Below are 14,167 nucleotides of genomic sequence, written 5' to 3'. Positions count from 1 at the left end.
GTCGTTTCATCGCACAAGGAGATTCCTTGAGTCGTTCTCCACAGGCTGCCCGGCTGGGCACCCTGATCGCCGCCTGCCTGGCCATCTCGGTCTCGCAGATCGCCAACGTCGTCCCCGCCCCGATCGTCGGTGAAGTCCAGCACTCCATGGGCGCCGACGGCGTCGCCTTGGCCTGGGTGACGTCGGCGTTCCTGCTGCCCACGGCGATCCTCGAACTGAGCTTCGGGGTGCTGGGCGACCTGTTCGGCCGCAAGCGCGTCCTGATGCTCGGCGCCCTCCTCATGGCGGTAGGCGGGCTGGTCAACGGCAGCGCCACCGATGTGCACCAGCTGTGGGTCGGTCAGGCGATCACCGGAATCGGCGCCGGCGCGGTCATCCCGACCTCGCTGGCGATCGCCATCGCCAGCGCCGCCACGCACGCGCGACGCTCGCGGGGCGTGGCGACCTGGACGCTCAGCCTGTCCACCGGCACGATGCTCGGCGTCCTGATCAGCGGCGCGCTGGCCGAGAAGATCTCCTGGCACGCCTCGTTCTACGCCGTCACGCCGCTGGCACTCATCGTCCTGGTCGTCACCGCGGTTCTGGCCGCCGATTCCAACGCGCCCGAGGGGCGGTCGCTGGACTGGGGCGGACAGGCCGCGATCGGCGTCGGCCTGTTCTGCCTGCTCTACGGTGTCGTCGAGGGCACCGGCAAGTCGTGGTCGTCGGCGCATGTCATCGCCGCCCTGGTGGTGGGAGTGGCCGGTCTGGTCGCGTTCGTGGCCATCGAGCAGCGGGTGACCGCGCCGATGCTGCACCTGGACGTCTTCAAGATCCCCGCGTTCTCCGCCGCCGCGGGCGCCGCGGTGATCGGCATGTTCTCCTTCATGGGCAGCGTTTACGCCCTGAGCATCAGGCTCGGCACGCTCCAGCACAAGACCGCTCTGGGCTCGGCGGTGTTCTTCATCGTCCTGCAGGGCATCCCGTGCCTGGTCGGCCCGGTCCTGCCGCGCATGATGACCCGCTTCGGCGCCCGCCGGCTGGTCACCGGAGGCCTCCTGCTTCTCGCGGCCGGCCAGTTCTGGCTCGCCGGCCTGTCGCTCCGGCAGTCCTCACTGCTGGACCATCTCGGCCCGCTGCTGCTGGAGGGCATCGGGTTCCTGTTCGTGGTCTCGGCGATGACCTCGGCCGCCGTCGAAGCCGTCCCCGTGTCCCTGACCGGCATGGCGAGCGCAGCGATCAACACGGCCCGCGACTTCGGCATGTGCATCGGCCCGGCCATCATCAGCGCCCTGGCCCTGCGCGCCGCGACCGCCGACCTCCCGTCCCGGCTCACGTCCTCCGGAATGACGCCCCAGCAGGTCGGGACGGTCACGCACATCGCCAACGAGGGCGGCCCCTTCGCCGTCCTCGGCGTACCGCTCGGCCCGCTGACGCCCAGGGCCGTCGGCTCCGCCCTCAGCGCACTGTCACACGGCTTCTCCCTCGGCCTGGTGATCTGCGGATGCGCCGCGCTGGTGGCGGCAGCCGCGACCGCCCTGTTCCTGCGCCAGTCCGGCGATCGCACCGCCGCGGCCGCCCCGGCCACCGCCGAAGCAGGCGCCGCGATCTGACGACGCTGGACCGGCAAGGCCAACGGAAACCCCAGGGCCGGGCGTCGTTCCAGACGCCCGGCCCACCTGCGTCCCACCCGACAAGCCCGAGCCTGCCCCGCGCCGTTCGACGACGTTGAGGGCTGCAGCGCTGTTGCAAGTCGATCCGGGCGACGAAAGCGCCGCCTCTCCTGTGCGGAGGGTGCCACCGACTTGTTCGCGAGGGGTGTCAGGGAATCTGGGCCACCAGCCGTCACCAGTGCACGCGGGATCAAGACGATCGGTCACCTCGGAGGTGGGCGGGGAGAGGGCCGCCGCGTTCTCGACCAGCTCGGCCAGGAGGTGGACCATATCCGCGACGACCGAGCCATCGACCGCATCCGGCGAAGACCCGCCAGTCCTTCGGCGTACTGGCGGTGCAGCGCTTGTTCCGGTTCCTGGACCGCTTCGAGCGGCGGGACGGGCGATGGCGCATCGCGCACCGGCTGGTGGTCAGCGGCGGCTACGAGCGCTGGGAGCCGGCCGCCCCGTCGCCGTTCGCGGGCCTGGCCAGCCCCGAACTGGCCAGCAAGTACCACCCGGACGACCTGTGCACGGCATCCGGAAGTGCCTGCGGCCCGAGGCGGTCGCCGAGCGGACAATCGAGGAGGAGCCGCTGTACCTGCAGGGCGAGGCACAGTGACCGGAAGGAGAGGCGCTCGCGCTGAACGGGTCTGCATGCGGCCTCGTGTGGTCGGCCCGCGAGAGGCGTACCGGTCACGCCCTGGACGCGGAGTCCTCCTGCCCGCGGGTCAGCGCCATCCGTGCGCATCCGGCCGATAGGGGCGGTAGGGCCTCGGTCCGGCGAACGGAGCCGGTGGCACCAGGCCCTCCCCTGGCCAGAACGGCGCTCGCGCCGCGGCGGCACGGACGCGCTCTTCCAGGTCGCGCAGGCGCACCAGACGCTCGGCGCCGTCGTACTCGGTGCTCGTCCCGTTCGGGTGGTGCATCGTCAGCTTTGTGTTCGGGCCGTTGGCCAGCAACGTCGCCGACAGCTGCGGCAAACCCAGCGGCATCGCATCGCACTGGCCGGCGCGCGCGAGTGCCACCACGGCGTTGGTCACCCGCTCCCAATCACCCACGGCGCCCCACAGCCGGCCGCCGTTCAGCTCGAACGTGAGCGTCGAGAGCGGCACTACGCATCCGGGGCTGCGGTCGGGGAACTCGGTCAGGCACCGGTACATGCGGCCGCCGTCGGGCTGCGGCACCGACGGATGCAGGAGCGTGGCCGCGTGCACGATCGTGGCGTTGATCGGCACCGGATGCCGCTCCTCCTCATAGGGCTCGTGCAACGTCAGCAGGTACACCTCGACGAACTCGCGATCACCATTGTCCAGGCCAGCCATGCGCGGCACAGTAGCGGCAGACGCCGGCGCGGACCATGCCGGCGTGCAGGTGGTGCTGATCGGGCTGCGAATGCCGAGGATGAACGCGGTGATGGAGCGGAAGTCCGCTACTGGTGTTCACCGGCAGTCGTGCACTGTCCGGTCGCGCCACGGTCAAAGCGTTCCTGTTCTGTGGCCTCGCCTACCTGCTTACGCGGTGCTCAGACCGCCCAGGGCGTCACCGAGACCGAGTTGCTGGAATAACGCGGCGTCCGCGCCGCGATGCTTGAGGCGAGGAGGCCGATCATCGCCAGTGCCGCGAAGTCGATCGCGCCTAGCTGGGGGCCACGTTCGGGAGAAGACCGCCTGCCCCGAGCGAAGTCGCCCGCCACGGGCCGCCTCGCCCGCCAACCCTATGCCTCTCACCTGCGCGGGCGTGGTTCTCGGCGAGCACAACGCCTTCCCGAATCAGACGGGAAGAAATTCTCGAGAACGACGTGTCGCAACCTGAGCTTGCGCGCATGCAGGTGGTGCTGGTGATCGCGCCGTGGGCGGTCGGACGGCTGTAACGGGCTGGGGCGTCAGGGAGGGGGCGGCGCATCGTCTGCGGCGCCCTGCCAGGCGCCCAGGAGGGATGTGGTGAGGGTGCGCGCGATGCGGCGGGCCGTCCAGCCGGGGACGGCGGTGAGGTCGGCGATGACGCGCTCGTCGAAGAGGGTGATCCACAGCAGGATGGCGTAGTCGATGTCCTGGTCGGGGATGATCCGCTGGGCGACCAGCTCCGTCACGGTCGGGGCGAGGCCGTGGTACAGCGCCGAGGTCGGCGGGTCGCCTGCGCGGACGCGCTCCAGGAATCCCTCCGGCCTGCGAATGTGGGTGGCGGCGCGGCCCCAGTGGACGGCCAGCGCCACCCAGCGCTCGCCGATCAGCCGTAGCCGCTCGACGCCGTGGTGGCGGTCGGAGATGTCCTCGAGCTCGGCCACGAGCTCGTCGACCATCCGGTGGTAGAACTCGCGGTGGACGTCGTGCACCGAGGCGAAGTGCCGGTACACCGTGGCGGTCGCGACGCCGCTGGCGCGGGCGAGGTCGGGCAGGCTGAACTCGGTGCCGCGGCCGGCGAGCAGTTCGCCCGCCGCGTCCAGGAGCCGGTCCCTGGTGCGGGCGGTGTCGCGGCGTAGCGGTGCTCTGGCGTGCATGTGACCCCACGATCGTCTGTTACGGCGAGAATAACTTCTCACCGTCATTGTTAAATCAAGAATAACTTCTCATCTCCGGCATTGACGCCATCGGCCACCGCTACTGAAGATCGACACATGGGAATTTATTCTCATATCGAGTTCTGTCCGATGGCCGGACCCGGCGCCGATCGCCCGGTCTCCCTGATGAGAGGAAGCCCTTGCCATGACGAGACCCGCGCCCCCTCCCGGCGCCGCGGCCGGATCGCCTGCCGGCCCGCGACCGCTCCACGAGGTCGACCTCGCGTTCCGGCAGGGGTTCGCGGCGCCGCTCGCCACGTCGATGCCCGCGACCGGCGAAGGCCGTGCGCCCGCGCAGGCAGGCCACGGCGCCCGGTCGGCGGGTGAGCGTCGATGAGCGCGCTGGACACCCTCGCCCGCGCATGGACGAGCGGGCGGCGGCTGCCGTCGCCGGAGGCCGCGGCCGGTGCGGGGACCGGGGACGCGGCAGGCGGCACCGGGTTGCGGCGCGGTCTCGGCCGCCTCGACCTCACCGCCATGGGGGTCGCGACGATCGTCGGCTCCGGCATCTTCGTCATGACGGGGGTCGCCGCCGCGACCAAGGCGGGGCCCGCCATCACCCTCTCCTTCGCCCTGGCGGGTTCCATCTGCCTGCTGGTCGCGCTGTGCTACGGCGAGCTGGCGGCGATGGTGCCGGTCTCGGGCAGCGCCTACACCTACACCTATGCGACGGTCGGCGAACTGCCCGCCTTCCTGGTGGGCTGGAACCTGCTGCTGGAGTTCGTCGTCGCGGGCGCGGCGGTCGCGATCGGCTGGTCGGGGATGTTCCGCGCGCTGCTGGACTCCCTCTTCGGCGCCTCGCTCCCGGACGCGATCAGCGCCGGGCCGTCCGCGGGCGGCGTCGTGGATCTGCCCGCGGTGCTGATCGTCGCGGTGGTGGTCGCCGTGCTGGCGGGCGAGGTCCGGCTGACGGCCCGCCTGACGACGGTCCTCGTCGCGGTCACGCTCGGTGTGCTGCTCACGGTCGTGGTGGTCGGCGGCGCGCACGTGGACCCCGGCAACTGGACGCCGTTCGCGCCGTTCGGGGCGCATGGTGTCGTGTCCGGGGCGGCACTGGCGTTCTTCGCCTTCCTCGGATTCGACGTCGTGGCGACGTCGGCCGAGGAGAGCCGCCGCCCGAGCCGCGACCTGCCGTTCGCCATCATCGCCACCGTCGGTATCGCGACCGTCCTGTACGTGCTGGTCTCCGGGGTGCTGACGGGGGTCGCGCCGTTCGCGTCGCTGAACAACGAGGCGCCCGTCGCCACTGCGTTCAGGGCGTTCCACGCGGGCTGGATCGGCGACGTCGTGCTGGCCGGCTCGCTGGTCGCGCTGACCAAGGGCCTGCTGATGGTCGTCTACGGCCAGTCGCGGCTGGTGTTCGCGATCTGCAGGGACGGGCTGCTGCCGCCCGCGCTGGCGCGCACCACCCGGACGGGCGCGCCGCTTCGGGCGACGGTCCTGCTCGGCGTCGTCGCCGCGCTGATCGCGGGCCTCGTCCCGATCGACGTGGTCGCCGAACTGGTCAACATCGGCGGGCTCTTCGCGTTCGCGGTCGTGAGCGCCGGGGTGCTGGTGCTGCGCGGCGTGGAGCCGGACCGCGCGCGGCCCTTCCGGACGCCGTGGGTGCCCGTCGTGCCGCTCCTCGCCCTCGCCGGATGCGTCCTCCTCGCCACCACGCTGGCGGGCCTGACCTGGGCGCGCTTCGCGGCATGGGTCGTCGTCGGCCTCGCGCTGTACGCCGTCTACGGACGCCGCCATTCGCGGCTGGCCGGGGCCGTCCCGCCCGGTCGCGACGCACCGGAGGCCCCGCTGGACGAGGCGCCCGCATCGGGTGCCCCATTCGTCGGCACACCGGCCGCCGCACCCGCGGCCGCCGAGACCGTCTCCGAAGGGAGTGATTCTTGATGTCCGACCTCGCGGACATGGCACCGCCCGCCACGATGTATCCCCAGGACGTGGAGTTCGCCGCCCTCACCGAGATGCGCCGGACGGCGCTTCGCGTCCTGCCGGACGACGTCGCCGACTTTCTGGAGGGCGGCGCCGGGGCCGAGGTGACGCTCCGCGCCAACCGGAGCGCGTTCGAGCGGTGGGCGGTGCGGCCGCGCCCCATGAGCGGGGTCACCGCGCCGCGCACCGGCACCACCTTCCTCGGGATACCGCTGGACGTGCCGGTGCTGACCGCGCCGTTCGGAGGCGACGCGCTGTTCCACGAGCAGGGCCACCTCGCCGTCGCGCGGGCCTGCGCCGCCAACGGGACGGTGTCGATCGTCCCGGAGGCGGGGACGTTCTCCTACGAGCAGGTCGCCGACGCCGCCCCGACCGCGGCGCGCATCGCTCAACTCCACCCGTTCGACCACTTCGACGCGGTCGCCGGGCGCATTCGCGACGCCGGGTACGCGGCGCTGTGCGTGACGGTCGACTGCCCCACGGCCGGGTTCCGGGTGCGGAACCGGGTCAACCGATTCGCGCCCGACATGACGTACTTCGCCGGGAACCTGGTCGGCGAGGGAACGCCGGACGTGGCGGAGATGTTCGGGCGCCTGGCCAGCCACGACAGTCCCGCCTGGGACTGGGGCCGGCTGGCCCGCGCCACCGCGCGCTGCGGGCTGCCGTGGATCGCCAAGGGCGTCCTGACCGCCGAGGCGGCCGAGGCGGCGATCGCGGCCGGCGCGTCCGCGCTGGTGGTGTCGAACCACGGCGGCCGCCAGCTCGACCCCGCGCCAGCCGCTCTGGATGCGCTGCCGGAGGTCGCCGCCACGGTCGCGGGCCGCGTGCCCATCGCGGTCGACAGCGGCATCCGGTCGGGCGCCGACGTGTTCGTCGCCCTGGCGCTCGGCGCCGACGCGGTGGTCATCGGGCGGCTCGCCGCCTATGGGCTTGCCTGTGGCGGCGAGACCGGCGTCCGCCGGGTGATCGAGCTGCTGGCCGAGGAACTGCGCACACTGATGATCCTCGCGGGCGTGCCGGATGTGGCCGATCTCGGGCCCGGGACGGTGACGCGATGCGACCGGTGACCCCCGAAAGGCCCGACCCGCCGGCCTTCGCCCCGTACGGCACGGCCGCCGCCGGGAGGGCGGTCATCGCCACCGCCGGGATCGCCGCGCTCGACCCGGTCACGATGCGGCCGGTGCACGAGGACTTCGACGTCCAGGCACGCTGGGTGCTGGACCGGCTCGACGCGGTGCTCGCGGACGCGGGGGCGACCCGCCACGACCTGCTGCGTGTCGAGTGTTTCCTCGCCGACCGCAGCCTGTTCGGCCGGTGGAACGGCGTCTTCGCCGAACGCTTCGGCGAGCGTCCACCGGCCCGCACGACCCTGGTGTGCGGGCTCCCGGTGCCCGGCCTCCTGATCGAAGTCCAGGCGCTGGCAACGTCCGGACCGTGAAGCAACGCGACATGAACAGATCACGGCGGTCACCCGACTCCGGAGGCCGGCCCTTGCGTGGCATGCCGGCGATCGGGCCGCAGCCGCGGGCGGTCCATTCCCTCAGACGGCGAGGAGGTGTTTGACCTCGTCGGTGTGCAGGTCGGCGGCCGTTCCGGAGTGCCGGACCGTGCCGCCGTCCAGGATCACGAAGGCGTCGGCCAGGCGGAGGGCCAGGTCGAAGTACTGCTCGACGAGCAGGACCGCGAGGTCGCGTTCCCTGTGGAGCGCCTCGATGGCCTCCTCGATCTCGCGGATGATCGACGGCTGGACGCCCTCGGTCGGCTCGTCGAGGATGAGGAGGCGCGGCCGGGTCACCAGGGCGCGGGCGATCGCGAGTTGCTGCTGCTGCCCGCCCGACAGGAAACCGGCCCGGCGCTTCAGCAGCTCGGTCAGCCGCGGGAAGACCTCCAGGGCGTCATCGATGGCGCTCCGGTCGGTCCGCCCTGTGGCCTCCAGGGTGACCTGAAGGTTCTCCCAGACCGTGAGTTGCGGGAACGTCTCGTGACCCTGCGGTACGTAGCCCATGCCCGAGCGGACGCGCTGGAAGGTCCGCGTCCGTGTCACGTCGGTGCCGGAGAAGGTGACCGTGCCGGCCGTCGGGGGGATGAGGCCCATGATCGCGTTGAGCAGGGTGGTCTTCCCGACTCCGTTGCGGCCCATGACGGTGACGAGTTCGCCCTGTCGTACCGTCAGGTCCACTCCGAACAGCACCTGCGACCGTCCGTACGCGGCCTGTAGCCCGCTGACCTGGAGCATCGCCTCGGTCATGTCCTCTCCCCACTCCTGTTGCGGCTGCCGCCCGTTCCCCGAAGCCTCTGTTCACGGCGCCTTCTCGTCTCTCGAGCGGCCGAGATACACCTCCTGGACGCGGGGATCGGCCTGCACCTCCGCGACGTCCCCTTCCATGAGCACGCGGCCCTCGTGCAGGACGGTCACCTGGGACGCGTATCGCCGGAGGAACTCCATGTCGTGCTCGACGACGATGACCGTGTGGTCTTTCGCGATCTCGGTGAGGAGTTCGCCCGTCCGCTCGCGTTCGTTGCGGCTCATTCCCGCCACGGGTTCGTCGAGCAGCAGCAACCGGGGCCGCTGCGCGATCAGCATGCCGATCTCCAGCCACTGCCGCTGGCCGTGCGACAGCACTGCGGCGGGCCGCTCCGCCATGCCGGCCAGCCCGGTCCGCTCCAGCGCCGTCGCGACGGCTTCGGACGTGCCGCGCCGCCGGCGGAGCAGCGTGGGCAGCGGGCGGCGGAAGCAGGCGGCCAGGTCGATGTTCTCGGCCACGGTGAGTTCCTCGAACACCACGGAGGTCTGGAACGTCCGCCCGATTCCGAGCCGCACGATCCGGTGCTCCCGCCGTCCCAGCAGCGACGTGCCGGCGAAGCCGACCGATCCGCTCGCCGGCCGGGTGAGGCCGGTGATCACGTCGATCAGCGTCGTCTTCCCGGCCCCGTTGGGCCCGATCAGGAAGCGGAGTTCGCCCTGCCGCACGGTGAGGTCGACGCCGTTGAGGGCGCGGAACCCGCCGAAGACGACCTCCAGCCCGCGGATCTCCAGGAGAGCGGGAGCCTTCGGGTCCGCGGGGGCGTCCGACGCGGGTGCTTCGGTGGCATCGGCGGGCGGGAAGGGAGACGTCATGGAGCGGCCACCTCCTTCTTTCCGTGCGCGGTGGGCTCCGCCGGTTCCGGGGCGGAGGACGGGCCAGGGCCCGTCCGGCGCCGTGCGATCGCCTCGCCGGCCCAGCGGGCGGCACCGGCGACGCCGCCGGGGGCCGCCATGATGACGAGGATGAACATCAGGCCCTGCAGATAGACCCAGCCGCTCGGGTACTGCTCGCTGAAGGTGGTGTGCGCCCAGTTGAGCAGGACGCCGCCGAGGGCCGCCCCGGCCAGCGAGAACCGCCCGCCGATGGCGACCGCGACGACGAGTTCGATGGACGGGACGACGCCGAGCAGCGAGGGCGAGATGATGCCGACGACCGGCACGTACAAGGCGCCGGCGATGCCCGCCATGGCGGCGGAGACGGCGAAGGCCACGGTCTTGACGGTGGCGGGGTTGTAGCCGAGGAACCGGACCCGGTCCTCGCCGTCGCGCACCGCGACCAGCAGCCGCCCGAAGCGGCTCTTCACCAGCTGGCGGGCCAGCAGGTACAGGGCGCCCAGCACGACGGCCACCACGAAGTAGAAGACGCGCTTGGCGCCGTCGGTCTCCGGGTCCCGGCCGAAGACGTCGTAGAAGTGGGTGAGCCCGTTGGTGCCGCCGGTGAGTCCCTGCTGGCCGACGAGCCAGATCGTGAAGGCGGCTGCCAGCGCCTGGCTGAGGATGGCGAAGTAGGCGCCGCGCACGCGCTGGCGGAACACCAGGAGTCCCAGGAGCGCGGCCGCGGCGGCGGGCACGACCACCGCGGCGGCGATGGCGAACACCGGACTGGAGAAGGGCTTCCACAGCACCGGCAGCCGCTCGACGCCGCTCCAGACCATGAAGTCGGGGAGGGCGCCCGGACCGGCGTCGTGGAGCTTGAGGTACATCGCCATCGAGTAGCCGCCGAGCCCGAAGAACACGCCCTGCCCGAGGGTGAGCATGCCGCCCTGTCCCCAGGCGAGGCCGATGCCGAGCGCGGCGATCGCGAAGCACAGGTACTTGGCGAGCAGGCCGAGCCGGAACGGGTCCAGGACGGCCGGCGCGACCACGAGGACCAGCAGGGCGACGGCCGTGAAGAGCGCGGGCCCGCGCATCCGGGCGGTCATGTCAGCGCCCGGCTGCGCAGGACGAACAGGCCCTGCGGGCGTGCCTGCAGGAACACCACGATCGCCGCGAAGCCGATCACCTTGGCCAGGCTGGCGTCGGTCCAGAACTCGGCGTAGGAGTCCAGCAGGCCGAGGGCCAGCGCGGCGATGACGGCGCCGCGGAGGCGGCCGAGGCCGCCGGCGACGACGACCAGGAAGGCGTCGACGATGTAGTAGGTGCCGAGGTTCGGCCCGATCGGGCCGATCAGCGTCAGCGCGACGCCCGCGACTCCGGCGAGCCCGGACCCGATGAAGAAGGTGAGCTGGTCGACCCGTCCGGTGTTGATGCCGCTGCACGCGGCGAGCTGGCGGTTCTGCATCACCGAGCGCATCCGCCGGCCCTGCCGCGTCCGGTTCTGGTAGGCCCAGATCGCGAGCGCGGAGACCGCGGCGAGGACGATGATGAACAGCCGGGTGTAGGGCAGCTGCGACCCGAACATCCGGACGCCGCCGTCCAGCCACCCGGGGGCGCGCACCTGGACGTTGGGCGCGCCGAAGACGTCGCGCGCGAGTTGCTGGAGGACCAGGCTGACCCCCCAGGTGAGCAGCAGCGTGTCGAGCGGCCGGCCGTAGAAGCGGCGGACGGCGACCCGCTCCAGGACCAGGCCCATCGCGCCGGCGACGGCGAACGCGACCGGGAGCGCCGCCAGGACCGCCTCCCGTCCGGTCCAGTCCTGCAGGACGTACGCCGTGTAGGCGCCGGCCATCATGAACTCGCCGTGGGCCATGTTGATCACCCCCATCTGGCCGAAGGTGAACGTCAGGCCGAGCGCCACCAGCATCAGGACGGCTGCGATGCTGAGGCCGATCGGCAACTGGCTGAGCAGGGCTTCCATGCGACTCCTCGGTGCCCTTGGTCGACGGGCCCGCCGGGCCGGGACGTCACCGGGCCGGCCGGGGCCGGTCCGGTGACGGCGGCGGGACGGGTCAGGACAGGCCGGCGGCCCACGGGTAGCTCTTGAGGTAGGGGTCCGGGGCGACCGGCTTGCCGGAGCTCCACACCTCCTTGATCGTGCCGTCGGGCTGGATCACGCCGATGCGGGCGGTCTTGTACATGTGGTGGGTGGCGCCGTCGATGGTCACCTTGCCTTCGGGCAGGTCGAGGGAGATGCCGCCCGCGGCCTTCTTCACCGCCTCGACCTCGGTCGTCCCGGCCTTCTGGACCGCCGCCGCCCACAGCTTGACGGCGTTGTAGCCCGCCTCCATGGGGTCGGAGGTCACCTTGTCGGCGCCGTACTTGGCCTTGAACGCCTTCACGAACGTCTCGTTGGCCTTTCCCGGCGTCGTCATGTAGTAGTTCCAGGCGACGAGCTGCCCCGCGATGTTGTCCACCCCGATGCCCTTGACCTCCTCCTCGGCGATGCTCACCGACATCACCGGAAGGGAGGAGGCCGTGGCGCCTGCGCTCTTGAGCTGCTTGAAGAACGCGACGTTGCTGTCGCCGTTGAGGGTGTTGAAGACCGCGTCCGGCTTCGCCTGCATGACCTTGTTGACGAGCGTGCTGTACTCCGTCGCCCCGAGCGGGGTGTACTCCTCGCCGAGAATGGTCATGCCATTGGCCTTGGCGTAGGCTTTGATCTCCTTGTTCGCGGTGCGCGGGAAGACGTAGTCGCTGCCGACGAGGAATATCTTCTTCTTGCCCTTCTCCTTGAGGTAGTCCAGGGCGGGCACGATCTGCTGGTTCGTGGTCGCGCCGGTGTAATAGATGTACGGCGAGCTTTCCAGGCCCTCGTATTGCACCGGATACCACAGCAGTGCCTTGTTGCGCTCGAAGACGGGCAGCATCGCCTTGCGGCTGGCCGACGTCCAGCCGCCGAATACGGCTGCGACCTTGTCCTTGCGGATGAGCTTCTGGGCCTTCTCGGCGAAGGTGGGCCAGTCGGAGGCGCCGTCCTCGACGACCGGCTGGAGCTTCTTGCCGAGGACTCCGCCCGCGGCGTTGATCTCGTCGATCGCCATCAGCTCGGAATTCTTGACGGTGACCTCGCTGATGGCCATGGTCCCGCTCAGCGAGTGGAGGACACCGACCTTGATGGTGTTCCCGCTCGCCGCCGCCGTTCCGCCGGAGGATTCCGACTCGCCGCAGGCGGCGAGGGACAGCAGCGTCGCGGCGGCCACCGAGGCCAATACCGGCAGAGATCTCCTGAGCACGTACCACTCCTTGCGGACAGGCCCCGAAACCGGCGGGCGGATACGCCCACCGTGTGAGTCGGCCTAATGCAAGCCGCGTGCTGTGTCCTCGGCAATTCTGCTTTGTATCCGGTGCGTCAAACGAACCTCACCGCCGGTGCCTGCCCGGTGTGGGGCCCGGCTTTCTCAACCGCGCGCGAGACTCTCGCCGTGGACGAGCCGGCGGCGGAGCGCCGCGGAGTCGGCCGCGAGCGCGGCGACCAGAACTCCCGGTCCCGCGAGCGCCATGACCGCGAGCCCTTCGGCGGCATGGGGTTCTTTCGCGAGTCCGGGGCCGACGAGCAGCACGCTTCCGGTGCACCGTGCGCCGCCCAGGACCGCGCCGCTGGTGTGGAGCGTGCGGTCGGGCAGCCGCAACTCGTGCCGCAGGACCGGGCCCCCGCCGCTGGTGACGTCGAAGCGGGCGGTGTAGCGGCCGGGCGGTTCGCCGTGGCGGCCCAGGACGAGCTCCTCACGCCATCGCAGGGTGGCGCCGTCCGCGAGCGCGATCTCGGTGACCGAACGGTGGTGGCAGCCCGCCGTCGCGACCGCCGGCTCCAAGGCGAGGTCCAGGTGCCCGCCCGGCCCGACCGCGGCCCGCACGTACGCTCGCGACTCGCCGCCGCCGGGGAGCAGCAGCGCGCTCGCGACGGACCGGACGGCCAGGGCGGCGCCCGCCGCGACCTCCAGTTCGAGGTGCAGTTCGTCCCCTCCGAGAGGCCCGGCGGCGGCCCCTACCAGGTAGACGGCGTCCGGCGCGGCGCGCAGCGCGTACGGCCCGTCGGAGCGCAGCGTCGCCAGCCGGGTCCGCCCGCCGGTGTCGAGTTCGGCATGGACGGCGGCGTGCGCCGTGTAGTGCCGGGTCACGGAGCCCCGGGCGCGACCGCCGGTCGTGCGGCGCCCGCCGCGGACCGGGCCCCCTGCGTCTCGGCGAGGACGGACCGGACCCAGCCGGCCACCTCCGGAGCGCCGGGACGCTCGCGCAGCGAACTGAAGATCACCGGCTTTCCGCGGCGCACCCGCGCCGCGTCGCGGTCCATCACGCCGAGGTCCGCGCCGACGAGCGGGGCCAGATCGGTCTTGTTGACGACCAGCAGGTCCGCGCCGCTCACTCCGGGCCCCCCTTTGCGGGGGACCTTGTCGCCGCCGGAGACGTCGAGGACGAAGATCTGCCGGTCGACGAGCCCCTGGCTGAACGTCGCGGTCAGGTTGTCGCCGCCGCTCTCGACGATGATGAGGTCGAGCGGTCCGTGCCGCTGCTCCAGCGACTCGACGGCGTCGAGGTTGGCGGAGATGTCGTCGCGGATGGCCGTGTGCGGGCAGCAGCCGGTCCGGACGGCGGCGATCCGGTCGTCCGACAGCACCGCGTTGCGCCGCAGGAAGTCGGCGTCCTCCGTGGTGTAGATGTCGTTGGTCACGACGGCGAGGCGGAGGTCGTCGCGGAGCGTCCGGCACAGCGCCGCCACCAGCGCGGTCTTGCCGCTGCCGACCGGCCCGCCGACGCCCAGCCGCAGGGCCCGCCCCTGGGCCGGCGGCGTCGGGTGGGGATCGTGATCGTGGTTCGCGCCCATCGCGACTTCCTCTCTGGCGGCGGGCCCGGTCGGGACGATCG

Annotated in this window: 13 protein-coding genes; 4 read left to right on the top strand and 9 right to left on the bottom strand. The window is 71.8% G+C overall.

The features are described from left to right. The first annotated feature begins 26 nt into the window (after window positions 1–26). A complete protein-coding gene (locus ACA514_RS00140; RefSeq protein WP_375038864.1) occupies window positions 27–1,592 on the top strand; it encodes an MFS transporter in 1,566 nt (521 codons plus the stop codon). A gap of 770 nt (window positions 1,593–2,362) precedes the next feature. Here the strand turns inward: ACA514_RS00140 and ACA514_RS00135 are convergent. Together ACA514_RS00135 and ACA514_RS00130 are read right to left on the bottom strand one after the other, a co-directional pair. Then, on the bottom strand, window positions 2,363–2,956 hold the full coding sequence (locus ACA514_RS00135) for a hypothetical protein (protein ID WP_375038863.1): 594 nt from the start codon (window positions 2,954–2,956) through the stop codon (window positions 2,363–2,365). A 560-nt stretch (window positions 2,957–3,516) separates the two neighbouring features. Then, on the bottom strand, window positions 3,517–4,131 hold the full coding sequence (locus ACA514_RS00130; RefSeq protein WP_375038862.1) for a TetR/AcrR family transcriptional regulator: 615 nt from the start codon (window positions 4,129–4,131) through the stop codon (window positions 3,517–3,519). A gap of 393 nt (window positions 4,132–4,524) precedes the next feature. On the opposite strand from ACA514_RS00130, the gene ACA514_RS00125 reads away from it, so the two are divergent. From ACA514_RS00125 to ACA514_RS00115, 3 genes are read left to right on the top strand one after another with little or no spacing between them, the layout of a single operon-like run. Then, on the top strand, window positions 4,525–6,078 hold the full coding sequence (locus tag ACA514_RS00125) for an amino acid permease (protein WP_375038861.1): 1,554 nt from the start codon (window positions 4,525–4,527) through the stop codon (window positions 6,076–6,078). After that, entirely contained in the window at window positions 6,078–7,187 is a 1,110-nt protein-coding gene (locus ACA514_RS00120) for an alpha-hydroxy acid oxidase (RefSeq protein WP_375038860.1), read from the top strand. The genes ACA514_RS00125 and ACA514_RS00120 overlap by 1 nt, the downstream gene beginning before the upstream one ends. Next, the gene (locus tag ACA514_RS00115; protein WP_375038859.1) at window positions 7,175–7,558 is read left to right on the top strand and encodes a RidA family protein; all 384 of its coding nucleotides are present in this window, start codon (window positions 7,175–7,177) and stop codon (window positions 7,556–7,558) included. Before ACA514_RS00120 ends, ACA514_RS00115 begins: the two co-directional genes overlap by 13 nt. Before the next feature lie 102 nt (window positions 7,559–7,660). Here ACA514_RS00115 and urtE read toward each other — a convergent pair whose 3' ends face one another. The 7 genes from urtE to ureG all read right to left on the bottom strand — a co-directional run bounded on the left by urtE (window position 7,661) and on the right by ureG (window position 14,126). After that, on the bottom strand, window positions 7,661–8,368 hold the full coding sequence (gene urtE / locus ACA514_RS00110) for an urea ABC transporter ATP-binding subunit UrtE (RefSeq protein WP_375038858.1): 708 nt from the start codon (window positions 8,366–8,368) through the stop codon (window positions 7,661–7,663). A gap of 51 nt (window positions 8,369–8,419) precedes the next feature. Then, the gene (gene urtD / locus ACA514_RS00105; protein ID WP_375038857.1) at window positions 8,420–9,238 is read right to left on the bottom strand and encodes an urea ABC transporter ATP-binding protein UrtD; all 819 of its coding nucleotides are present in this window, start codon (window positions 9,236–9,238) and stop codon (window positions 8,420–8,422) included. Further along, a complete protein-coding gene (gene urtC / locus ACA514_RS00100) occupies window positions 9,235–10,347 on the bottom strand; it encodes an urea ABC transporter permease subunit UrtC (RefSeq protein WP_375038856.1) in 1,113 nt (370 codons plus the stop codon). Before urtC ends, urtD begins: the two co-directional genes overlap by 4 nt. After that, entirely contained in the window at window positions 10,344–11,222 is an 879-nt protein-coding gene (gene urtB, locus ACA514_RS00095; protein ID WP_375038855.1) for an urea ABC transporter permease subunit UrtB, read from the bottom strand. The genes urtC and urtB overlap by 4 nt, the downstream gene beginning before the upstream one ends. A 91-nt stretch (window positions 11,223–11,313) precedes the next feature. Then, on the bottom strand, window positions 11,314–12,537 hold the full coding sequence (gene urtA / locus ACA514_RS00090; RefSeq protein ID WP_375038854.1) for an urea ABC transporter substrate-binding protein: 1,224 nt from the start codon (window positions 12,535–12,537) through the stop codon (window positions 11,314–11,316). A gap of 165 nt (window positions 12,538–12,702) precedes the next feature. Further along, window positions 12,703–13,422 (bottom strand): urease accessory protein UreD, encoded by a 720-nt coding sequence (locus ACA514_RS00085; protein WP_375038853.1) that lies wholly within the window; start codon window positions 13,420–13,422, stop codon window positions 12,703–12,705. Beyond that, window positions 13,419–14,126, bottom strand: coding sequence for an urease accessory protein UreG (gene ureG, locus ACA514_RS00080; RefSeq protein WP_375038852.1), 708 nt, complete (start codon window positions 14,124–14,126; stop codon window positions 13,419–13,421). The genes ACA514_RS00085 and ureG overlap by 4 nt, the downstream gene beginning before the upstream one ends. Between the last annotated feature and the right edge of the window lie 41 nt (window positions 14,127–14,167).

The organism is Actinomadura sp. NTSP31 (assembly GCF_041951385.1).
In the GTDB taxonomy this organism is placed as follows: domain Bacteria; phylum Actinomycetota; class Actinomycetes; order Streptosporangiales; family Streptosporangiaceae; genus Spirillospora; species Spirillospora napierensis.
This window is presented reverse-complemented; position numbering and strand designations above follow the sequence as displayed.

What these genes read in the sequence shown, in the direction of transcription:
- urtD (WP_375038857.1), bottom strand. Translation starts at nt 9,238, where the DNA reads ATGACGTCTCCCTTCCCGCCCGCCGATGCCACCGAAGCACCCGCGTCG.
- ACA514_RS00125 (WP_375038861.1), top strand. Translation starts at nt 4,525, where the DNA reads ATGAGCGCGCTGGACACCCTCGCCCGCGCATGGACGAGCGGGCGGCGG.
- ACA514_RS00115 (WP_375038859.1), top strand. Translation starts at nt 7,175, where the DNA reads ATGCGACCGGTGACCCCCGAAAGGCCCGACCCGCCGGCCTTCGCCCCG.
- urtE (WP_375038858.1), bottom strand. Translation starts at nt 8,368, where the DNA reads ATGACCGAGGCGATGCTCCAGGTCAGCGGGCTACAGGCCGCGTACGGA.
- ureG (WP_375038852.1), bottom strand. Translation starts at nt 14,126, where the DNA reads ATGGGCGCGAACCACGATCACGATCCCCACCCGACGCCGCCGGCCCAG.
- urtC (WP_375038856.1), bottom strand. Translation starts at nt 10,347, where the DNA reads ATGACCGCCCGGATGCGCGGGCCCGCGCTCTTCACGGCCGTCGCCCTG.
- ACA514_RS00130 (WP_375038862.1), bottom strand. Translation starts at nt 4,131, where the DNA reads ATGCACGCCAGAGCACCGCTACGCCGCGACACCGCCCGCACCAGGGAC.
- ACA514_RS00135 (WP_375038863.1), bottom strand. Translation starts at nt 2,956, where the DNA reads ATGGCTGGCCTGGACAATGGTGATCGCGAGTTCGTCGAGGTGTACCTG.
- urtB (WP_375038855.1), bottom strand. Translation starts at nt 11,222, where the DNA reads ATGGAAGCCCTGCTCAGCCAGTTGCCGATCGGCCTCAGCATCGCAGCC.
- ACA514_RS00120 (WP_375038860.1), top strand. Translation starts at nt 6,078, where the DNA reads ATGTCCGACCTCGCGGACATGGCACCGCCCGCCACGATGTATCCCCAG.